This window comes from Mesorhizobium sp. LSHC420B00 (assembly GCF_000503055.1).
Classification (GTDB): domain Bacteria; phylum Pseudomonadota; class Alphaproteobacteria; order Rhizobiales; family Rhizobiaceae; genus Mesorhizobium.
This window is the reverse complement of record NZ_AYVY01000023.1, coordinates 14,684-33,780: the sequence shown is the minus strand read 5'-3', so window position 1 is coordinate 33,780 and position 19,097 is coordinate 14,684. Positions and strand designations below refer to the sequence as shown.

Genomic DNA, 19,097 nt, shown 5'->3' with positions numbered 1-19,097 from the left:
CTGTGCCTACGCGAGAACTTGGGCGAGATGGACAAGGTCGTCGGCCACAAAGTCCCAGCTCTCAAGAGGCGAGAGATCGGTCGTCTGCGCCGGACCATGCTCTTTCGGCCGAGCAACAAAAGCGGTTCCGATACCGCACCTTCGTGCCGCAGCCAGGTCGTCGTTATGCGCGGCGACTAACACGGCCTCCGAAGGTCGCACCCCCAGGATCTCCACTGCGCGGAGATAAGCCTGTGGCGCAGGCTTGTAGGTGCCGAACACATCCGAGCCAAGGACGGTGTCCCAAGGCAGGCCGGCGCGCTTGGCAATATCCAGTAACAGCCGGGTATTGCCCCCGGACAACGGCGCGATGATGAAGCGTTCCCTCAGCCTCGCAAGGCCTTTCAGCGAATCGGGCCAGGGCTCCAGCCGATGCCAGGCGAGATTGAGTTCCTCAACTTCGGCGGCCGGCAGCTCGGATGGGGTCAGCCCGAACTGGACGAGAGCGGCGTCCAGATTCTCCCGGTTTATCCCGTCGAGTGAAACGAAAGGCCGGTGCCCTGTCCGCACCGCTTCGGTCGAGGCGTCATAACGCAACGCCCATGCATCGGCGAATTCACCGGGATCGACCTGCTGTGCACCATTTCGCGCGAGGAAGGCGCCGGCCTCCCTTGCGATACCGCTGCGCCAGTCAACGACGGTTCCCAGAACATCGAAGAATAGGACTCGAATAGTGGTCATATTGAGCTTCCGGTCGGGGTTGCGGTGCGTGTCCTGCCGCATCGGTCGCGATAGGACGGATCGACCTCGTCGAGCTGCTGATCAGATAGTCGAAATGTTTAAAAGCCTGATCGCGAAGGTGGTTCCCCCAACCTCATTGAAACGTCATCGACGCCAACCCATATGCAATCGGTGTCGGATGTTTCCTCCCATTCGTCCGGCGCGTTCCCCTCTGAAGGTTTTCGACCTTCACATCTGGCCGGGCTTGCAGCCCGGCCTTTTTTCTGCCGGGCTCGGTGAGCGAGCCGAGATCATGGCGCAGGCGTGCCGGGCGTATCGATGCGTTTGGTCAGCGCCGCGGGATCGCCAAGCACGCGCAGCGTCTTCAGTCGCGCGGTGCCGCCGGCGACGACCGAGACGGCTGATGCGGGTACGTCAAGCGCCTTGGCGACCAGCCTTTCCAGCGCTCGATTGGCGGCCCCGTTTTCCGGCACGGCGCGGACACGGGCTTTTAAATAGCTTCGCCCATCCGCCGATGTCTCGATGCCTTCCAGCCTGTCCATCGCTGATTTCGGCGTCAGCCGGACGAACAGGTCGATGCCGTCGGCGCGAAGTCGAAAGAAACGGTTCGTCCCGTGACTCACATCGATCCGATACCGAACATCGGCTGAACCGTCGTGTCTAGGAAGACGCTGATAAATGTCAGCGCCAGCAACAGGATGATCGGCGAGATATCGATGCCGCCAAGGTCCGGGAGAATGCGGCGGATCGGCCGCAATGCCGGCTCGGTCAGTCGATAGAGCATGTTGCCGATCGAGTCGACAAGCTGGTTACGCGAATTGACGACGTTAAAGGCGTAAAGCCAAGAGAAGATAGCCGCGCCAATCACAATATACCAATAGATATTAATCGCGGCATGCAGCGTGTAAAAGACTGCGATCATCGGTTGCTCCTTGCGAACGCCCGACATGTAGCCACTGCAGGGGAAAGCGGCAAGAGCCGCCTCTGCCGCATGGCGAAGCCGGACCAGCGGCAGACGAGAATTCGGCGACACGCACAGCCTTGACAGGAAACCTCAGCGGCCGATAAAAGCCCCATCCGCTGGACGGGGCTGTAGCTCAGCTGGGAGAGCGCGTCGTTCGCAATGACGAGGTCAGGAGTTCGATCCTCCTCAGCTCCACCAGCGGATTTTTCGAATCCCCTTGCCTGGTTGCATGCCGAAGACAGCGGCCTTGGGCGCTGTTCCGCTTGCGCAAGCTTACTCGGGCAGGGGCGATTTCGCGACGCCGAGAGAAGGCCGCTCGCGACTTGCGGCCATCGACCGGCGTTTACGAACGCGTTAGGCATCGGGCGGCAAAGATCAGCCTCTCAGGTCGCTCGTCCGGCAGGCCAGAGGGCGTTGCCTCCTTCTCCAACCTTCCGAACGACCCCCTAACCTTGCTGCGCTGAGCGTCGCTTCGGCACCATGACCACCTCGAAAAACGCCCCGTAAGCCATCCGTAAGCCACGTTATCGGAACCTCACCCCGTCGATAAAAGTCGATTGCCGCAGGCCCTTCGCCTGTGTCCATCGATCAGGCGGCGGGGGTTTGAAATGGCGGCTACTTCAGCACTTCGAGACAAAATCCGCGACGCCGGACCGAGCGCGCAGAGCGGTTCCAAAGGTTCTCAGCGCAGCCGGCACACAGCACCACCGGCAGCCTGCAAGCGCAGTTCCAGCGCGTCTTCAGGGCGTGCCGGCCGAAGCCCGCCAGGCTCTCGCAAACAGCTTGAATCGGCACATGCCTGCAATCGGCTCTAGGGGGAAGAGCCGATGTCGAAGCTTCACGCCAACCTGCTTCTCCTGCTTGCCGCCGCTTTGTGGGGTTTCGGCAATGTCTCGCAGAAGACTGTGCTCGGATATCTCGACCCGCTGAGCGCGGCCGGCATGCGCTGCCTGATCGCCGGACTTCTGGTGCTGCCGCTGATGATTGGAGAAAGCCGGGTAGCGAAGACCAAAGGTTTTCGCGCCAGCTTGGCAAGGGTCGGCGCGCTATTCGCCATTTCGATCGTTCTGCAGCAGATTGCCTATCTCGGCACCTCGGTCACCAATGCCAGCTTCCTGATCAGCACCGCGACCGTGATGACGCCGGTTGCAGCGTGGGTTCTGGTCGGGGAGCGGCTGACCGCGACGGTCGGGTTTGCCGCCGGCATGACCCTGATCGGCGCGCTGCTATTGTCTGGCGGCATCGCCGGCTTCAATGGCAGCGACACGACGGTGGTGCTGTCGGCCGCATGCTATGCATTGTGGACGGTCGAGCTCGGCCGCCACATGCAAACCCATGGGCGCCCGTTTGCCACCATGGCGGCGCAGTTCCTCGGCACTGCGGCGGTCACCCTGCCGCTAGCCCTCTCGCATGGCAATTTGTCGGTCGCGACGGCACTCGATGCCTGGCCGCAACTGCTTGTGCTCGGCGTGTTCTCGACTGCCGCCGGCTTCGGCATCCAGACCGTTGCCCAGCGCTTTACCTCTGCCAGCCACGCAGCGGTGATCGTCAGCGCCGAAAGCCTGTTCGGCGCGACTGGCGCCGCCCTTTTTCTCGGTGAGCGGATCTCGCCCATGGGGGCTCTCGGCGCGATGATGATGCTCGGCACCATCCTCTATCTCGTCACCTCGCCCGGGCCGGCGAATCCGGCCGATCCCGTCATATCATCGCTGGAGGGAGCTCCATGAGCTTTGCCGACGCGAGCGGATTCCAGGCTGGGCTTGCGCTCGGCATGGCCTCGATGGCCTCGATAGGGCCGAACAACCTGATGATGATCAGGGAAGGCTTGCTGCGCGGGCGGGTGATGTTCGTGGCGAGCCTGGTGTGGGCGACCTATGTCGCCCTGATCGCCATCTCCTATATGCTCGGCAGCTCGATCGCCGGCCTCGATCCCTCACTCGGAACGGCGCTCTCCTGGCTTGGCCTGGCGGCGGTCTCCTGGTTTGCGGTGAAATCCTTTCGTGCAGCATTGGCCGTCGGCGAGGCCGAGGACCGCTCCGGCAAGGCCGAGACCAGCCGCTCCTGCGTAGCCCGCGTCATGGGCGTGGTCGGGATGAACCCGCTGACCTACGTCGAGCGGCTGTTCGTGCCGGCGGCGTTCGGCCAGTCTTTCGCTGCGAGTGGTACGCAGCTCGAATTCATGGTGACGCTGATCCTGATGTCGGCGCTCGGCTGTTACGGCTATGCGCTCGGCGGCGGCCTCGTGGCGCCGCTGCTGCGCAGCCGTGCCAGCCTGCGCATCTTCGATCTCATCTCCGGGCTCATCCTGTCCACCGTCGCATTGGTCATGGCCGTGGGGCTCGTCTCGCCATGACCGCCCGTAGCAAACGCCCGCTCATCGTGCCGTCAAATGCCACCGCAGCTGAAAAGGAGGATCCAATGCAATTCGACAACGACCGTGCGCCGTTCGGCCGGCATTTCGCGCTTTCAATCTGGAACGACGCGCCGGCCAGCTGGCGTGATGCCTCCGGGCTGGTCGATCGCCTCTCCTTCGAGCCGTCGATTATCGACTTAAAACCGAAATCTGCCGGCCCCAGTCGGACCGCCCGGGCGGTGTCGCGATTTGCGGCTGCCATCCGGGCGCGCATTTCCGGTCCGGGCGGCTACTACAATCTTGGCAACGCGCTGGGGCTGGCAATGGGCGTGGCGATGCAGCTCGCCACCGGCCCTGAATGGGGTGCCGGCACCCTGTTCGACTATTTTGCCGGCAGCGGCAGCGCCGTGGCGTTGACGCTGGCGACGTCGATCTTCTTCTGCAGCGGCGAAGTCTATCACCGCGCCTGGGCTGGCCGCGATGTCCCCGATCCGGCGCTTAACCGGCGCGCCGATCTCCTGTCGGGGCTCGGCGCGATCGGGCTCGGCGTAGCGCTGTTCCTGCTCGGCCAACCGGTGCTGGCTGCGACTGCCGGACTGCTGCATGCGTTGGGAAAATTCGGCAGCGCCGTGTCCGGCATGATTGTGCCCGGTTGGCCGGCCAGGTGGCCCGATCCGTTCCGCAGCGCAGTGTTGGCCAGCCGCCTGCCTGCGGCATTGGCGGCAGCCCTTTCGGCCGGCTCCGCCGTGCCTGAAGTGTGGTCGGGGGCCTCACCCGCCCTTGTCACCGCGCCGCTGACATTGCTCGCCTGCTACGCGCTGTGGGCGAGGGCCGACCTTCTGCTGTTTGCCGACGCCGGCGAAAGCCCACCAACCCGTTCCGCCGCGGCGGGGCAGGGCGACTAGAGCCGCGCCCGCAGGACCATCGTTCAACTGAAGCCAAATGGAGACAGAGCCATGTTCGGAATTTTCAATGACGACGATGCGCCTTCCCTGGAGGGGCTGTTCTATCCGACGCAGACCCGTATCGGCACCGTCTGCGTGTTCGGCGGCGCCCGCGCCGGCAACGACCGGCGCCTCGCGCAAGCGGCCGCGGCGCTGGGCCGCGAAATCGGCAGTGCCGGCATCCGCCTCGTCTATGGCGGCGGCGGTGAAGGGTTGATGGGCGCCGTGGCTTCCGCGGCGGCAGACGCCGGCGGCGAGGTGATCGCGATTGCGCCGCACTTCCTTCTGGAGCGGATGCGGATGCCGCGCGGCGTCGCCCAAATCATAGCGGTTCCGTACATGCACATGCGCAAGCGGCTGATGTTCGACTATGCGGATGCATTTGTAGCGCTGCCGGGCGGAATCGGCACCATCGAGGAACTGGCCGAAGTGATGACCTGGCGCAAGCTCGACCGGCACGACAAGCCGATCCGGGTCGCCGACTTCTTCGGTTTCTGGTCGCCCTGGCTCGACCTGCTCGATCATCTCGAGGAGCCGGGGTTTCTCAGCGGCCACGTGTCGACGGCATGTCTTGTTGCCGACGTGCCGGCGGCAATCCTGCCGATGCTGCAGCGCGGCGTCTGCTTCACGCAAACGCAGCAAGGCGCGAGTACCGTCGGGCGCACCGCTCAATCTCTGGCACCCGTGGCGACACCATGACCGGAGCTGTCGATATGAAGGACCGCTTCGAAGCCATAGCGAACCCAAGCTGCCGGTTCGATATCTGGGACAATGAGAGCGGCGAGCCCGTGGTCCATCGCGGCCGATTGCTCTCCTTTGCCACGACCAAGACGGCGGAGCGGATCGCCGGCTTCCTCAACGAGACAGCCGCGGCCGGTGAGGCCGAGCCGGCCCGAGAAGGGCCGGGCAAGGCTTAGACCAGTCCGCGCTTGGCCATCATTGCTTCCGGTGAAGGCATCTTGCCGCGGAAGGCGGTGTAGAGTTCTTCGGGGTCCTTCGAGCCGCCGGCGGCGTAGATGTTCTTGCGCAGCCGCTCGGCCAGCGCCGGGTTGAACGGATCGCCTGCTTCCTCGAAGGCGGCGAAGGCGTCGGCGTCGAGCACTTCCGACCACATGTAGGAATAATAGCCGGCCGAATAGCCATCGCCGGCAAAGATATGGCCGAAATGCGGAGTGCGGTGACGCATCGCGATGGTGTCCGGCATATTGAGCCTTTCGAGCGTTTCGGCTTCGAAACGAAGCGGCTCTTGCGGCGCCTCCGGGCGCGCATGGTAGGCCATGTCGACCAAGGCCGAGGCGGTGAACTCGACCGTGGCGAAGCCGGCGCCGAAGGTGCGCGCCGCCAGCATCTTGTCGACCAGCGCCTTTGGCATCGGCTTGCCGGTCTTGACATGCAGCGCATGTTTTTCCAGCACCGCCGGTACCGTCAGCCAGTGTTCGTAGAGCTGCGAGGGCAGCTCGACGAAATCGCGGCTGACCGAGGTGCCAGCGACCGATGGCCAGGTGACGTCGGTCAGCATACCGTGCAGGGCATGACCGAATTCGTGGAACAGCGTCTTGGCTTCATCGACCGACAGCAAGGCGGCCTCGCCGGCCGGCGGCTTGGCGAAATTCATGATATTGTAGATGACCGGCTTCGAGCCAGGACCAAGCTTATAGCCGGATTTGAGTGCACTCATCCAAGCGCCGGAGCGTTTCGAGGGTCGCGCGAAATAATCGGCGAGGAAAAGGCCGCGCTCGCTGCCGTCGGCATTCTTCACGACGAAAACACGTGCGTCCGGATGCCAGGTGGCAATGCCCTTCTTTTCCTCGAAAGAAATGCCGAACAATCGTGTCGCCACGTCGAAACAGGCGTCGATGATGCGGTCGAGCTGCAGATACGGCTTCAGTTCGGCCTCGTCGAAAGCGAATTTCTCGGCGCGCAGCTTCTCCTGATAGAAGCGCCAGTCCCAGGCGGCGAATTTTTCATTGCTGCCGGCCTCGGCCGCCAGCCGCTGCAATTCGGCCTGGTCGGCGGCGGCCTTCTCCAATGCCTTTTTCCAAACCGGGTCGAGCAGCGTATGCACCGCCTCCGGCGTCTTGGCCATTGTGTCGTCGAGCTTCAACGCGGCATATGATTCGTAGCCGAGCAGCTTCGCCTTTTCGGCGCGCAGGCGCAGCATGTCGCGCACTACGTCGGTGTTGTCGGTGGCGCCGCCATTCTGGCCACGCATGATGAAGGCGCGGAACGCCGTCTCGCGCAGGTCTCGGCGTTCTGAGAAGGTCGAGAACGGCTCGTAGATCGAACGCGACAAGGTGACGGCGTAGCGGCCCTTCTGGCCGCGCATCTCGGCGGCTTCCGCCATCGAGCTTTTCAGGAATTCCGGCAGGCCGGCAAGGTCAGCCTCGTCGAGGAACAGCGCCCAGTCGCGCTCGTCGGCAAGCAGGTTCTGGCCGAAATTGGTGCCGAGCGACGACAATTCCTCGTTGATCGACGCCAGCCGCTTCTTGCCTTCGGCGTCGAGCTTGGCACCGGAGCGGACGAAGTTTTTCCAGGTCTTTTCCAGTACGCGCAGCGTTTCGGCATCGAGCTTCAGAGTCTCGCGGCGTTGATAGAGATCGTCGATGCGGGCAAAGAGGCGCTCGTTCATCGAGATCGCCGAGAAATGCCGCGACATCTTCGGCGAAATGTCGCGCTCCAGCGCCTGGATTGCCTCGTTGGTGTGGGCGCCAGCGCGGCACCAGAAGATCGACGAGACATGGTCGAGAGCCTCGCCGGCGAGTTCGAGCGCGGCAAGTGTATTGTCGATGGTCGGCGTCCCGGTGTTGCCGGCAATCGCCTCGATCTCGGCCTCATGCGTCTTCAGGGCGGCGTCGAACACCGGAGAAAAATCACCGTCGCCAATGCGCGTGAAATCGGGCAGGCCGAGCGGCCCTTGCCATTCAGTCAGCGGATGGGCGGCGAGGTCGACGGCGGACGGCATGGGCAAACTTTCGCTGGATGGCGGGAGGAGGCGGATCGTCACCGATGTAGGACGCCGGCCGGCTCCACGCAACAGCACGCCCCGTTCATGATTTCCTCAGTAGCCGTCGCAGTTTTCCGCGATCGCGGCTTGCGAACTGGCGGTGATCTGGTCGTTGGCGACCGCAAAGGTCTCCTGCATCAGCATGTCGTTGCTGGGAAAATCATAGCAGGCGATCACAGTGGTGACGCCGCCCTCGGTCTTCTCGATCCGGTGGCGGATTTCGGCGCCGGCGACGGCGCCTTGCCACTCGGCGATCGAAGCGATGAATTCCTGCTTGCTTTGCACGACGCCGAGGTCGTCGAGCTTGATGCGGACGTCGTCGGCGAGCAGGTCCGACAATTCGGTGCGGTCGGCGACGAGCAGTGCCGAATACCAGCGGTCGATGATCGCGCTGTCGTCGGCGCGGGCGAAATCTGCCGAGCACAGCAGTGCTGCCGCCGCGAACGCGACCGGAATTCGCACCATGCCCTTGTCTCCTACTCCGTCTCCGGCCGCTCGAAATCGCCGGTCTCCTTGTTCATCACCCAAAGCTCACCGGTCGAAATATCGAACCAGGCGCCGTGCAGCGATAGCCGCCCCTTGCCTTCGAGGATCGAGACGCAAGGGAAGGTACGCAGATTGGCGATGGAATATCGGATCGATATGCGCTCCAGCGCGGTCTGGCGCTCGGTCGCGGTCATGAAGGTGCTGGACGATACGGTCTCGGCCGCCGGCGCGATCAGGCTCATCCATTTGCCGATGAAATCACCCGGCGACAACGGCGCGGCCGTGGTGTCGAGTGCCGCGCGGATGCCGCCGCAGCGGCCGTGGCCCATCACCACGATGTTCTTGACCTTGAGGCTCTGCACGGCAAATTCGAGCGCTGCCGATGTCGAGTGGAACTGATCGTCGGGCGCATAGGGGGGCACCAGATTGCCGACATTGCGCAGCACGAACAGTTCGCCCGGCCCAGCATCGAAGATCGCTTCGGGCGCGGCGCGGGAATCGCAGCACGCGACGATCATAGTTTCCGGTGCCTGGCCTTCCCGGGCCAGTGCGCGATAACGCCCGCTTTCGGTCAGATAGCGGCCACTCATGAAATTGCGGTAGCCGGTGAGAAGATGCTCGGGAAGATGGGGCATGGGCAGCGGCGGGAGCCTTTCCGGGTTAAAGGCACGGTTCAATCCCGAAAGGCTCTAGCGCATCGGCCCGAAAATCGGAACCGATTTTCGGAAGGCGGGACGGCGTGGTTTCGACGTGCCAGCCCGTACTTTGCATACAGGCGAACGAACGCCGCCATTAGTCGGCCTCAGAACCGCAGTTTGGCGCCGGCGCACAGTAGAAGCCAGTAGAACAGGCCGGTCGCGCCGACCGCCAGCAGCATCGCCAGGATGAAGCCGCTGGGGCTGTCGGTGAATGGCAGCCCGCCGGTGTTCATGCCGAATATGCCGACGATCAGGGTGCCCGGCAAAAGCAGTGCGCTCATCACTGCCAGCGCCTTGAGGCTGCGGTTCGATTCGTCGGCAAGCTCGGCCGCAAGCTCCTCCTGCAGCAGCCTTGCCCGGTCGTTGATCATGACGACCTCGCGGTCGAGCCGTTCCAGGCGGGCAGCAAGCCGGCGCAGAACTTCATGTGCGCCGGCGGAAAGGTTCCAGGCGGAACGGTCTTCATCCTGGAAAAGTGCTGCCAGGGCCGAGATCGGCCGATGCAAGGATACGGCAAGGCGGCGCACATCCTTCAGCTGTCGTCTTTCGTCGGCAAGCCGCTCGGTCACGAGATGGTCCTCGACCGCATCGAGCCGCTTCGTCGCCGCGGCGAGCCGCAGGCTGGTGGTCTTGCAAAAAGCCATGACCAGCGTTTCGAACAGCTCGAATGCTGTGGCGGGCCGCAGCCCTGCGGCAAGGGCGGTGTGCACTTCCTCCACCGCCGCCAGCGGATGGCGCCGGCCGGTGACCAGCAGCCGCTCCGAGACCGCAAAATGCAATCTGCCGATGGTCGTCGACTGATGGGCGATCTCGCCATGCAGGTCGGCGGAAATGCCGTGGACGACGCCATTCTCATGCGCCAGCACCAGGCTGTCCTCATGTCCTTCGAGGATTGCATGAGCCGACGCCGGCAGCGCGCAGGCATGGCTGACCCAGGAATGGGCGCGCCGGTCGACAAGGTCGACATGCAGCCAGACCCAGCCGTCCAGTGAGGCCAGCGCGGCCTCTATGTCCCGGGGCGCCAGCGATTCGGGAGCTTTGCCGGGAGCGGCATGATAGGCCCAGACCAGCCCGGGGGCATGATGCTGGTCGTCCGCGGCAAGCAATGTCAGATGCGATGCGTCATTCATGGCCGCCGCCGAGACAATGCACGTTCAGGATCCGGGCGGCGCCGGAGCCGGCGCCGCGACATTCTGGCCAAGTCCTATCCCCGCTCAGAATATCTGGCGGAAGATGACGAACAGCACGAAGGCAAGACAGATGGAGACCGGAAGGGTCAGTATCCAGGCCATCAGCATGTTGCGCACTGTCGACCATTGCAGGCCCGAGCCGTTCGCCGCCATGGTGCCGGCAACGCCCGACGACAGCACATGGGTGGTCGAGACCGGCAGGCCGAGATAGTCGGCCGATGCGATGGTCGCCATTGCAACAAGCTCTGCGGACGCACCCTGGCCGTAGGTCAGATGGCTTTTGCCGATCTTCTCGCCGACGGTGACGACGATGCGCTTCCAGCCGACCATGGTGCCGAGGCCGAGCGCCAGCGCGATGGCGACCTTGACCCAGAGCGGGATGAACTTCGTCGCGTTGTCGACCGCCTTGTGATAGGTCGTCACCGCCTTCAGGTCGTCGGCCTCCATCGGCAGCAGCTTCTTCTTGTCGATCAGTTTCAGCGCTTCACCGATAAGATAGATGTTGTTGCGGGCGTTGCTGACCAGCGTTGTCGGCAGCTTTTCCACGGACGGATAGGGCGACAACATTGCGCTAGTGTCGTGGATGAAGCTCTGCAGCGCAGGCGTGGTCTCGTCCTTCCAGGTCTTGGTGCGAACGGCGTCACCGACCACGGTCGCCGCGTCGGTCACGGCGACGCCGGGCTTGACGTATTTGCCGAGTACCGTTTCGACCTGCGTCGCCGCCGATTTGTAGGCTTCGAGATAATTGATATCCGGCGTGCGGTTCAGCGCGAAGGCGGTCGGCACCACGCCGATCAGGATGAGCATGATGAGGCCCATGCCCTTTTGCCCGTCATTGGAGCCGTGGGCAAAGCTGACGCCGGTGCAGGTGAAGATAAGCAGCGCCCGGATCCACAGCGGCGGCGGGGCGCTCGACTTCGGCGCCTCGTAAAGCTCGCGGTTCCTGACCAGCAGCTTCATCACCAGAAGCAGCAGCCCAGCCAGGCAAAACCCGACCAGCGGCGAGATCAGAAGCGACAGGCCGACATTGCTTGCCTGCGACCAGTCGATGCCGCTGGTGATGGAACCGGCCGGCGCCGTGAACTGGTTGGCGAGGCCGACGCCGATGATCGAACCGATCAGCGTGTGCGAGCTCGAGGCAGGCAGGCCGAGATACCAGGTTCCGAGGTTCCACATGATCGCTGCGACCAGCAGCGCAAAGACCATGGCCAGCCCGGAGCTCGATCCGACCTGAAGGATCAGTTCGACCGGTAACAGCGAAATAATGCCGAAGGCGACCGCCCCGCTGGCGGTGAGCACGCCGAGGAAGTTGAAAAAGCCGGACCACATCACTGCAAGCTCGGCCGGCATGGAATGGGTGTAGATCACCGTTGCCACCGCATTGGCGGTGTCGTGAAAACCGTTGACGAATTCGAAGCCGAGCGCGATCAGCAGCGCCAGGCCAAGCAGAATCCACGGCACCGCGACGGTGCTGGTCAGGTCCTGGCTGAGCGCGTAGCCGACATAGGCAAGGCCGCCCAGGATGATGACGGCAAAGGCCGGCAGAAACCATTTGCCGGTGCTGTTTGGCCGGTCGAGCGGATGCTCCGGCCTTGGAATTCCTGCTTCGCTGGAAACAATATCGACCATACCCCACTCCTCTTGCGTTGCAGCAAAGAATGGGAGGACGCTATGTCGGCACAATGAAGCCTGTGTGACGGCAGAGCACTTTGAGATTGGAGCAGATAGTGCTGGACGGTGGTTCCTGATCTATTCCGCGATCTCCAGCAGGGTCGATATCAGCAACCGGCGCTCGTCGGCGGAGAGAATGTCCGAACCGAACAGGTTCATGCTGCGAAGCCCTTCGATAGCGAGATAGCAGACCAGCAGCGCCTTGAGATTCGGCGTCTCCTGCTTCAGCCGCTCGAACACTTGCCGCCTGAACGATTTTATCGGCGTCAGGAAATCGGGATCCTCGGCAATCGCCGAAAATATCCAGGTCGCCGACGGTTTCGACTCCTCGGCATGCTCGGCCGAAAGCCTGATATAGGCCGCAAGCGGGCTCTCACCGCTGACGCCGTTCGTGCGTGCGGCCTCAAGCGCCTGTTGGAACGCACTGAGGTAATCCTCCACCAGCGCCTGCATCAATTTCGCCTTGGTCGGGAAATTGTAGAGAAGACCACCCTTCGACACGCCGGCACGGCTGGCGACCGCATCCAGCGACAGGCTGCCGGGACCCGTCTCGCGCGCCACGTCGGCGGCGGCGGCGAGGATCTTCTCGCGCGAATTTGTTCTGCGGGCCTTCATCAATCGTTCCCCATTCATTAGCTTAAGCGGAATTGACAAGACCGTCCAGACGGTACAGTAAGATTGCCGTCATTTGAAATTGGGACCAGTCACAGGTATGTGTTCCGGTCATCCGACCGTTATGCTGGGCCATGGCCGAGGGGACTGTTCGTGATCAAGCGCTTCATCATCGCCTTCATTCTGCTCGTGCTGGTGTGCGGCGGCATCGTCGGCTTCAACCTGTTCCGCGACAATGCGATCAAACAGTTTTTCGCCACCATGAAGCCGCCGGCCGCGACCGTGTCGACGGTCATCGTCAAACCGATGTCCTGGACGCCCGGCGTCGAGGCGATCGGTACTGTCAGTGCCGTGCGCGGCGTCGACCTGACCGTCGAAACCGCGGGTATCGTCAAGGACATCCAGTTTCATGCCAATCAGAAGGTCGCCGCCAACGCCGTGCTGCTGCAGCTCGACGATGCCGTCGAGCGGGCCGACCTCGTGGCGTCGAAGGCGCAAGCCACATCCGACCAGACGACGCTGATGCGCGCTCTTGAGCTGCAGAAGCGCGGGGTCGGCACCGACGCTACGCTGGACACGGCGCAGGCGGCAGCATCGGTCTCCTCCGCGCAGGTAAACAAGCTGCAAGCGGTGCTCGACCAAAAGCAGTTGACGGCCCCTTTCAAGGGCACCGTCGGTATTCCGAAAATCGACATTGGCCAGTATCTCACACCCGGCACCGCCGTGGTGACCTTGCAGGACATGGACACGATGCGTGTCGATTTCACCGTGCCGGAGCAGCAGCTTCCGCTGCTGAAGATCGGACAGACGGTGCGGCTGGGCATTGGCGGCGGCGACATGCCGTTCGCCGGCAGCATCCGCGGTATCGATCCGAAGATCGACCCGACGAGCCGGCTGGTGACGGTGAGGGCGGAGGTCGCCAATCCTGAAGGCAAGCTGACGCCCGGCCAGTTCGTCCAGGTGCGTGTCGAACTGCCGGAGGAGAACAACGTGCTGGCGCTGCCGCAGACTGCGCTGACCTCCAGCCTGTACGGTGACTTCGTCTTCGTGGTGCGCCCGGCCAAATCCGCAGAAGTCAACGGCGCGGCTCCCGAGGCAAAGCCGGAAGAAAAACCAGCCGCGGATGCTGCCAAGCCCGCTGCCGAAGCACCCGCGGCAAAACCCGAAGAAAAGCCGGGCGCTACCCCAGCCAAACCGGCAGCGGAAGCCAAACCGGCAGCGGAAGAACAGAAGCCGCAGCTCGTGCTCGCCCAGGTGTTCGTCAAGCCAGGCCGCCACAACGCCGGCCTGGTCGAGATCCTGGAAGGCATCCAGCCCGGCGACGAAGTCGTTACCGCCGGCCAGAACCGGCTCTCCAACGGCATGTCCGTTGCCGTCGACAACACGATCGATCCGAGCAAGCCGGGGAACCAGCAGGCAGCCCAGCAATGAGCTTTTCCGACCTCTTCATCCGCCGCCCGGTCCTTTCGACCGTGCTTGCCTGCATGATCCTGCTTCTGGGTTTTCAGGGCATCTTCAACCTTTCGATCCGGCAGTATCCAGAGGTTGAAGAAACGGCCATCACGATCACCACGGCCTATCCCGGCGCCAGCGCCGACCTGATCCAGGGGTTCATTTCCGCGCCGATCGCGCGTGCTGTCGCTTCGACCGAAAACATCGATTATGTCACGTCGGCGAGCCGGCCGTCATCCAGCACCGTGACAGTGCAGATGAAACTCGGCTCCGACCCCGACGTTGCGCTGAACGAAGTCCTGTCGAAGGTTCAGAGCGTTCGCGGCGATCTGCCGGACGAAACCAAAGACCCGGTGATCGTCAAGGGCACCGGCCAGCAGTTCGCGATGATGTACATCTCGATGCAGAACCCGAACATGACGCCGGAACAGCTCACCGAATATATCGAGCGCGTCGTGCGGCCGCGTATGTCGACGGTCGAAGGTGTTGCCGACGTGCAGATTTTCGGCGCCGCCGAATATTCGATGCGTGTCTGGATCGACCCGATCAAACTGGCGGCGCGCGGTGTGACGGCGGCGGAAGTGCTGACCGCCATTAACGAATCGAATTTCCTCTCCGCGCCCGGCGATACCGAAAACGAATATGTGGCTTCCTCGATCACGGTTCGCTCGACCCTGCAGACGCCGGAGGCTTTCGCTGCCCTTCCGCTCCGCTCGAAAGACGGCAATGTGGTGAGACTGCGCGACGTGGCCCGCGTCGAACTCGCCGCGGTGAACACCGACACCAGGGTCACCTTCAACGGCAAGCCCGGCATCTTTCTCGCCATCTTTCCGACGCCGGCCGCCAATCCACTGACCACCGCGGCGGCGATCCACAAGATTGTGCCGACGATCCAGGAGACGCTGCCGCTCGGCATGACGATCGAGATCGTCTATGACTCGACCGAGCAGATCAGCGCGTCGATCGAGGAGGTGTTCAAGACCATCGGCGAGGCGGTCGCCATCGTCATCGTCGTCATCCTGCTCTTCCTCGGCTCGTTCCGCTCGGTGCTGATGCCGATCGTGACCATTCCGCTGTCGCTGATCGGCGTCTGTTTCCTGCTGTTTTCTTTGGGTTATTCGATCAACCTTTTGTCGTTGCTGGCCATGGTGCTGGCGATCGGACTGGTTGTTGACGATGCCATCGTGGTGGTGGAAAACATCCACCGCCACATGGAGGAAGACGGCTTGTCGCCGATGCAGGCGGCTTTCAACGGCATGCGGGAGATCTCTTCCGCCGTCGTCGCCATGACGATAACGTTGGCCGCCGTGTTCGCGCCGCTGGCCTTCACCGGCGGCCTGACAGGCGCACTGTTTCGCGAATTCGCAGTGACGCTTGCCGGCTCGGTGGTCCTTTCGGGTGTCGTTGCCCTAACCGTCACGCCGATGATGTCGGCACGCATCCTGAGGGCCGGCTCGCACAGCCGCTTCCAGCGCATTGTCGACAACACGTTCGGGCGCGTCGAAAACGTCTATGAGCGGCTGGTCAGCGGCTCGCTGAAATATCGCCCGGTGACGCTGATGATCGTCATCGCACTGGTCGCCACGACCGGCTTCATGTTCACCAAGACCGCGAGCGAACTGGCGCCGGAAGAAGACCAGGGCTTCTTGCTGTCTATTGTGAACGCACCGCGCTATGCGACGTCGGACTACACCGAGACCTATGTGAACCAGATTCTCGGGCTGGTGAATGATATCCCCGAAACCAGGGCGCGGTTCTCCGCCGTCGCGTTCCAAGGCCCGACGAACAGCGCTTTCGTCGGCTTTGCGTTCAAGGACTGGGCCGAGCGCGCGCGCAGCTCGAAGGAACTTCAGGAAGACATCACTGCCCGCCTTGCCAAGGTGGCGGGCGTCGAGGCTTTCGTCTTCGCACCGCCGACACTGCCCGGCTCCGGCGGCGGCCTGCCAATCACGATGGTGGTGCGCTCGACCGGCGAGGCCTCCCAAGTGTACGAGGCGGCCGAGAACATCAAGAACAAGGCGCAGGCCTCCGGTCGCTTCCTCGCCGTGCAGAATTCGATGTCCTACGATGCGCCGCAAGTGACGGTGACGATCGACCGCGACCGCGCCGCGGCACTCAACCTGCCGATCGCCGATATCGGCCGGACGCTGACCCTCTTGGTCGGTGGCGCCGAGGTGGCGCAATTCGACCGCGAATCCAACAGCTACGACATCATCCCGCAGGTGCCGNACGTGTGCTCTTCCGATCTCCACCGGCGACGGTTTGAAAGCGATCGAGGATATCGCCAAGGAGAGCCTGCCCGACACTTTCTTCATCGACTATACCGGCCAGTCGCGGCAGGAGAAGCAACAGGGCTACACGATCATCATCGCCTTCGCGGCAGCCGTTCTCGTCATCTATCTGGTGCTGGCGGCGCAGTTCGAAAGTTTCCGCGATCCGTTGATCATCATGATGGCGGTGCCACTCTCGATCTTCGGCGCGATCGTGCCGCTTAATGTCGGGCTCGGCACCCTCAACATCTACACCCAGGTCGGCTTGATTACGCTGATCGGCCTGATCACCAAGCACGGCATCCTTCTGGTCGAGTTCGCCAACCAGCAGCGTGAAATGCACGGCATGCGGCGGCGCGATGCGATCATCGCGTCGGCCAAGGTGCGGCTGCGGCCGATCCTGATGACGACGGCGGCGATGGCGCTCGGAGTGGTGCCGCTGATCATCTCCAGCGGCGCTGGTGCCGCGGCACGCTATTCGATGGGCCTGGTGATCTTCACCGGCATCCTGGTCGGAACCATGTTCACGCTGTTCGTGGTGCCGATGTTCTACACGTTTATCGCCAGCAAGGACCTGCCGCATCACGCCGAAAAGCCGGACCCCAAGCTGATGCCGGTGATGCCGGATTAGATTGTACTAACATTGCACAATAAAGAAGGCCGGATTTCCGGCCTTTCTTGGGAGCTACGAAAAGCATCGCTCATTTGACGATGACGATGCTGGTGTTGGCCGGGCCGAAGACCTCGACGAGCTGATAGAAATCGGCGGCGTTGTCCGGATGCAGACGCACGCAGCCATGCGAGGCCGGCTGGCCGAGGCGCTTGATGGCGCTTGTCGCATGTACGGCGTAGCCGCCGCTGAAGAACACCGAATGCGGCATCGGGGCGTTGTCGTATTTCTTCGAATACCACATTTCATGCATGCGGGTCGGCTTGAACGAACCGGTCGGCGTGACGTGCGTCCTGTCGCCGGTCGAGACTTTCCAGGCGAATGTCGGCCGGCCGTCGACCAAGATTTCCATGGTCTGCTGCGATAGCGACACACGCGCGACGATCTTGTTGGCGGCGGCGTGGGCTGCGCTGTTGCCGGCACTGACAAGCAAGGCAGCACCGGTGATGACGGCGGCGGCGATGTTGATGAGCTTGGCGGAAATGGCGGTGTACATGATGTCTCCCCTATTCTGCCGGTCGGGGCCGGCTCAATTCGATGACCGGCTTATCGGGGCATCCTGTTTCAAGTCGATTTCGCTAGATGCTCGTTTGTGTTTCGATTCTGTTTTCCCCTGGTTAACGGAAAACGCCGTGCAAAGCGGCTTACAGCTGTTGGACGTCGTCATGACAGCGGCGGCGTGTTTGCCTAAGCGGATCAGCCAAACCGCGGCACGAATACGCGATTGTCTTTCGTTTGAGAGGAATTCCACCTCACTTCGAAACCGAGCTGCAACAAAGCGCGGCCTCGGCGGCATGATCCGGATACAGCGCACGGGCAAAGTTGACGTAACGAAAACAGCCGGCAACGAACGATCGGAAGCCCACACTGTTTTCGCGACGGTCTAAATTGGTCTGGACAGTTTCCAGCCTGCGCGTCGACCGGCTCAAGTCCCTCTGGCGGGGGCGGCTTAGAGCCGTTGAGGATGCGCGGCGCCTCCGGCAACTTGCAGCCGAGAGGACCGAAGGCCCGCGCCGCAACGGGGGGCTCCGCTGGCGGCGCGGGCGCTTCGGGGGTTCCCCTGAAGCGCCCGTAAATCCCAATTTTGAGGAAAGAACAGGATGAAAACGAAATTCGCCGCTTCCGTGCTTTCTGCCCTGCTCTACGTGCAGGGCCTGCTCGGCATTGCCGGCCTCGCAACCGTGCTGCTGAAGGAACGTGCGCATGCCGGCGAGGTCAGCACGAACAGTGACATGCCGTCAGGCCCGTCGCTTCTCGTGGTGCGCTGAGGAAAGAGCATCGGACCCAAAAGCGGGAACCGGTTTTAGGAAAATCCGATACTCAAAAAAGGGGTGGCTGTCCTGCATTCAGTCGGCGAATTGCGTTGGCGGATCGAACCGGTAACCCGCACCCCGTATGGTGGTGATGGTTTCGGTGTCGAGCTTGCGGCGCAGCCGCACGATGCGCGAATCGATCGACCGGTCGAAGGCTTCGGCATTTTCGGCGGGCGCGGCGGCGATGATGTCGTCGCGCGTCAGCACCTTGCGCGGGCTGGCCAGGAACAGCCTGAGCAGCGCCACCTGCCCGGGGGACAGCTGTTCTTCCGTGCCCGAGCGGTGCATGACGATGGCCGACCGGAGATCGACGGTCGCGTTCTCCAGCACGATCAATTCCCCGGCGCTCCTGCCGCGCCGAGCCAGCAGGCCGCCAACGCGGGCGGCAAGCTCCCTGACATTGAGCGGGCTTTCGACGACGTCGGCGGCGCCGAGCTCGAGCGCCAGCACTTTGTCGACCAGATCGGCCGGGCGGCAGATCAGGATGAAATCCGGTCCACCTTCGCCGCCATGTCGCCTGAGCAGGTCGCGCCCCTCCGCCTGGCTGACGCTGTCGCCGACAACCACGACATCGATGCCCTTTTCCGAAAGCAGCGATTCGGCTTCCCACGGCTGTCGCGCGGCGCGGACGTCATGACCGCGTCGCTTGAGATGATCGGCGAGATCGGTCGCAATTACTTCAGCGACGGAAACAAGCGCGATGACGGATCGTGCAGCCATGTTTTTCTACCCCGCATACGGCAACCCAAG

At 63.0% G+C, this 19,097-nt stretch carries 18 protein-coding genes, 1 tRNA gene and 1 pseudogene; 9 read left to right on the top strand and 11 right to left on the bottom strand.

From position 1 onward, the window contains the following. Positions 1 to 6: 6 nt before the first annotated feature. From X760_RS65365 to X760_RS65355, 3 genes are all read right to left on the bottom strand, one after another. A complete protein-coding gene (locus tag X760_RS65365) occupies positions 7 to 720 on the bottom strand; it encodes a haloacid dehalogenase type II (protein ID WP_023721334.1) in 714 nt (237 codons plus the stop codon). Positions 721 to 1,010: 290 nt separating this feature from the next. Then, the gene (locus X760_RS65360) at positions 1,011 to 1,343 is read right to left on the bottom strand and encodes a DUF167 family protein (RefSeq protein WP_023721333.1); all 333 of its coding nucleotides are present in this window, start codon (positions 1,341 to 1,343) and stop codon (positions 1,011 to 1,013) included. Then, positions 1,340 to 1,642: a YggT family protein gene (locus X760_RS65355; protein ID WP_023721332.1), complete on the bottom strand. Its 303-nt coding sequence runs from the start codon at positions 1,640 to 1,642 to the stop codon at positions 1,340 to 1,342. The genes X760_RS65360 and X760_RS65355 overlap by 4 nt, the downstream gene beginning before the upstream one ends. A gap of 164 nt (positions 1,643 to 1,806) precedes the next feature. Between X760_RS65355 and X760_RS65350 the strand changes: the two genes are divergently transcribed. The 6 genes from X760_RS65350 to X760_RS65330 all read left to right on the top strand — a co-directional run bounded on the left by X760_RS65350 (position 1,807) and on the right by X760_RS65330 (position 5,898). After that, a tRNA-Ala gene (locus tag X760_RS65350) sits at positions 1,807 to 1,882 on the top strand. 629 nt (positions 1,883 to 2,511) lie between these two features. Continuing rightward, complete coding sequence (locus tag X760_RS65345) at positions 2,512 to 3,411, top strand: DMT family transporter (RefSeq protein ID WP_023721331.1); 900 nt, start codon at positions 2,512 to 2,514, stop codon at positions 3,409 to 3,411. After that, a complete protein-coding gene (locus X760_RS65340) occupies positions 3,408 to 4,037 on the top strand; it encodes a LysE family transporter (RefSeq protein WP_023721330.1) in 630 nt (209 codons plus the stop codon). The genes X760_RS65345 and X760_RS65340 overlap by 4 nt, the downstream gene beginning before the upstream one ends. Positions 4,038 to 4,102: 65 nt before the next feature. Beyond that, positions 4,103 to 4,942: a hypothetical protein gene (locus X760_RS0139035; RefSeq protein ID WP_031194636.1), complete on the top strand. Its 840-nt coding sequence runs from the start codon at positions 4,103 to 4,105 to the stop codon at positions 4,940 to 4,942. 51 nt (positions 4,943 to 4,993) lie between these two features. Further along, positions 4,994 to 5,680: a TIGR00730 family Rossman fold protein gene (locus tag X760_RS65335; protein ID WP_084642899.1), complete on the top strand. Its 687-nt coding sequence runs from the start codon at positions 4,994 to 4,996 to the stop codon at positions 5,678 to 5,680. After that, complete coding sequence (locus X760_RS65330; protein WP_023721327.1) at positions 5,677 to 5,898, top strand: hypothetical protein; 222 nt, start codon at positions 5,677 to 5,679, stop codon at positions 5,896 to 5,898. The genes X760_RS65335 and X760_RS65330 overlap by 4 nt, the downstream gene beginning before the upstream one ends. Here X760_RS65330 and X760_RS65325 read toward each other — a convergent pair. The 6 genes from X760_RS65325 to X760_RS65300 all read right to left on the bottom strand — a co-directional run bounded on the left by X760_RS65325 (position 5,895) and on the right by X760_RS65300 (position 12,645). After that, positions 5,895 to 7,949 (bottom strand): M3 family metallopeptidase, encoded by a 2,055-nt coding sequence (locus tag X760_RS65325; protein ID WP_023721326.1) that lies wholly within the window; start codon positions 7,947 to 7,949, stop codon positions 5,895 to 5,897. The genes X760_RS65330 and X760_RS65325 overlap by 4 nt on opposite strands. Positions 7,950 to 8,039: 90 nt before the next feature. After that, entirely contained in the window at positions 8,040 to 8,450 is a 411-nt protein-coding gene (locus X760_RS65320; RefSeq protein ID WP_023721325.1) for a hypothetical protein, read from the bottom strand. Between the two features lie 11 nt (positions 8,451 to 8,461). Next, a complete protein-coding gene (locus X760_RS65315; protein WP_023721324.1) occupies positions 8,462 to 9,106 on the bottom strand; it encodes a carbonic anhydrase in 645 nt (214 codons plus the stop codon). Positions 9,107 to 9,273: 167 nt separating this feature from the next. After that, positions 9,274 to 10,299, bottom strand: a complete 1,026-nt coding sequence (locus X760_RS65310) for a transporter (RefSeq protein WP_023721323.1) — start codon at positions 10,297 to 10,299, stop codon at positions 9,274 to 9,276. An 84-nt stretch (positions 10,300 to 10,383) separates the two neighbouring features. Beyond that, a complete protein-coding gene (locus X760_RS65305) occupies positions 10,384 to 11,988 on the bottom strand; it encodes an inorganic phosphate transporter (RefSeq protein ID WP_023721322.1) in 1,605 nt (534 codons plus the stop codon). Between the two features lie 120 nt (positions 11,989 to 12,108). Next, a complete protein-coding gene (locus X760_RS65300; protein WP_023721321.1) occupies positions 12,109 to 12,645 on the bottom strand; it encodes a TetR/AcrR family transcriptional regulator in 537 nt (178 codons plus the stop codon). Between the two features lie 144 nt (positions 12,646 to 12,789). Between X760_RS65300 and X760_RS65295 the strand changes: the two genes are divergently transcribed. Beyond that, positions 12,790 to 14,073, top strand: a complete 1,284-nt coding sequence (locus X760_RS65295; RefSeq protein ID WP_023721320.1) for an efflux RND transporter periplasmic adaptor subunit — start codon at positions 12,790 to 12,792, stop codon at positions 14,071 to 14,073. Beyond that, positions 14,070 to 16,995, top strand: a pseudogene (locus X760_RS65290) (efflux RND transporter permease subunit). The gene X760_RS65295 and the pseudogene X760_RS65290 overlap by 4 nt, the downstream one beginning before the upstream one ends. A gap of 70 nt (positions 16,996 to 17,065) precedes the next feature. Here X760_RS65290 and X760_RS65285 read toward each other — a convergent pair. Continuing rightward, positions 17,066 to 17,530, bottom strand: a complete 465-nt coding sequence (locus X760_RS65285) for a L,D-transpeptidase (RefSeq protein ID WP_023721319.1) — start codon at positions 17,528 to 17,530, stop codon at positions 17,066 to 17,068. A gap of 604 nt (positions 17,531 to 18,134) precedes the next feature. Here X760_RS65285 and X760_RS75135 point away from each other — a divergent pair. Next, complete coding sequence (locus X760_RS75135; protein WP_023721318.1) at positions 18,135 to 18,302, top strand: hypothetical protein; 168 nt, start codon at positions 18,135 to 18,137, stop codon at positions 18,300 to 18,302. 78 nt (positions 18,303 to 18,380) lie between these two features. On the opposite strand, the gene X760_RS65280 is transcribed toward X760_RS75135, so the two are convergent. Next, positions 18,381 to 19,067, bottom strand: coding sequence for a response regulator transcription factor (locus X760_RS65280; RefSeq protein ID WP_023721317.1), 687 nt, complete (start codon positions 19,065 to 19,067; stop codon positions 18,381 to 18,383). Between the last annotated feature and the right edge of the window lie 30 nt (positions 19,068 to 19,097).

Bases quoted from the DNA above. Each gene is read 5' to 3' on its own strand.
- X760_RS65365 (WP_023721334.1), bottom strand. From the start codon at position 720: ATGACCACTATTCGAGTCCTATTCTTCGATGTTCTGGGAACCGTCGTT.
- X760_RS65355 (WP_023721332.1), bottom strand. From the start codon at position 1,642: ATGATCGCAGTCTTTTACACGCTGCATGCCGCGATTAATATCTATTGG.
- X760_RS65345 (WP_023721331.1), top strand. From the start codon at position 2,512: ATGTCGAAGCTTCACGCCAACCTGCTTCTCCTGCTTGCCGCCGCTTTG.
- X760_RS65340 (WP_023721330.1), top strand. From the start codon at position 3,408: ATGAGCTTTGCCGACGCGAGCGGATTCCAGGCTGGGCTTGCGCTCGGC.
- X760_RS0139035 (WP_031194636.1), top strand. From the start codon at position 4,103: ATGCAATTCGACAACGACCGTGCGCCGTTCGGCCGGCATTTCGCGCTT.
- X760_RS65335 (WP_084642899.1), top strand. From the start codon at position 4,994: ATGTTCGGAATTTTCAATGACGACGATGCGCCTTCCCTGGAGGGGCTG.
- X760_RS65330 (WP_023721327.1), top strand. From the start codon at position 5,677: ATGACCGGAGCTGTCGATATGAAGGACCGCTTCGAAGCCATAGCGAAC.
- X760_RS65320 (WP_023721325.1), bottom strand. From the start codon at position 8,450: ATGGTGCGAATTCCGGTCGCGTTCGCGGCGGCAGCACTGCTGTGCTCG.
- X760_RS65315 (WP_023721324.1), bottom strand. From the start codon at position 9,106: ATGCCCCATCTTCCCGAGCATCTTCTCACCGGCTACCGCAATTTCATG.
- X760_RS65310 (WP_023721323.1), bottom strand. From the start codon at position 10,299: ATGAATGACGCATCGCATCTGACATTGCTTGCCGCGGACGACCAGCAT.
- X760_RS65305 (WP_023721322.1), bottom strand. From the start codon at position 11,988: ATGGTCGATATTGTTTCCAGCGAAGCAGGAATTCCAAGGCCGGAGCAT.
- X760_RS65300 (WP_023721321.1), bottom strand. From the start codon at position 12,645: ATGAAGGCCCGCAGAACAAATTCGCGCGAGAAGATCCTCGCCGCCGCC.
- X760_RS65285 (WP_023721319.1), bottom strand. From the start codon at position 17,530: ATGTACACCGCCATTTCCGCCAAGCTCATCAACATCGCCGCCGCCGTC.
- X760_RS75135 (WP_023721318.1), top strand. From the start codon at position 18,135: ATGAAAACGAAATTCGCCGCTTCCGTGCTTTCTGCCCTGCTCTACGTG.
- X760_RS65280 (WP_023721317.1), bottom strand. From the start codon at position 19,067: ATGGCTGCACGATCCGTCATCGCGCTTGTTTCCGTCGCTGAAGTAATT.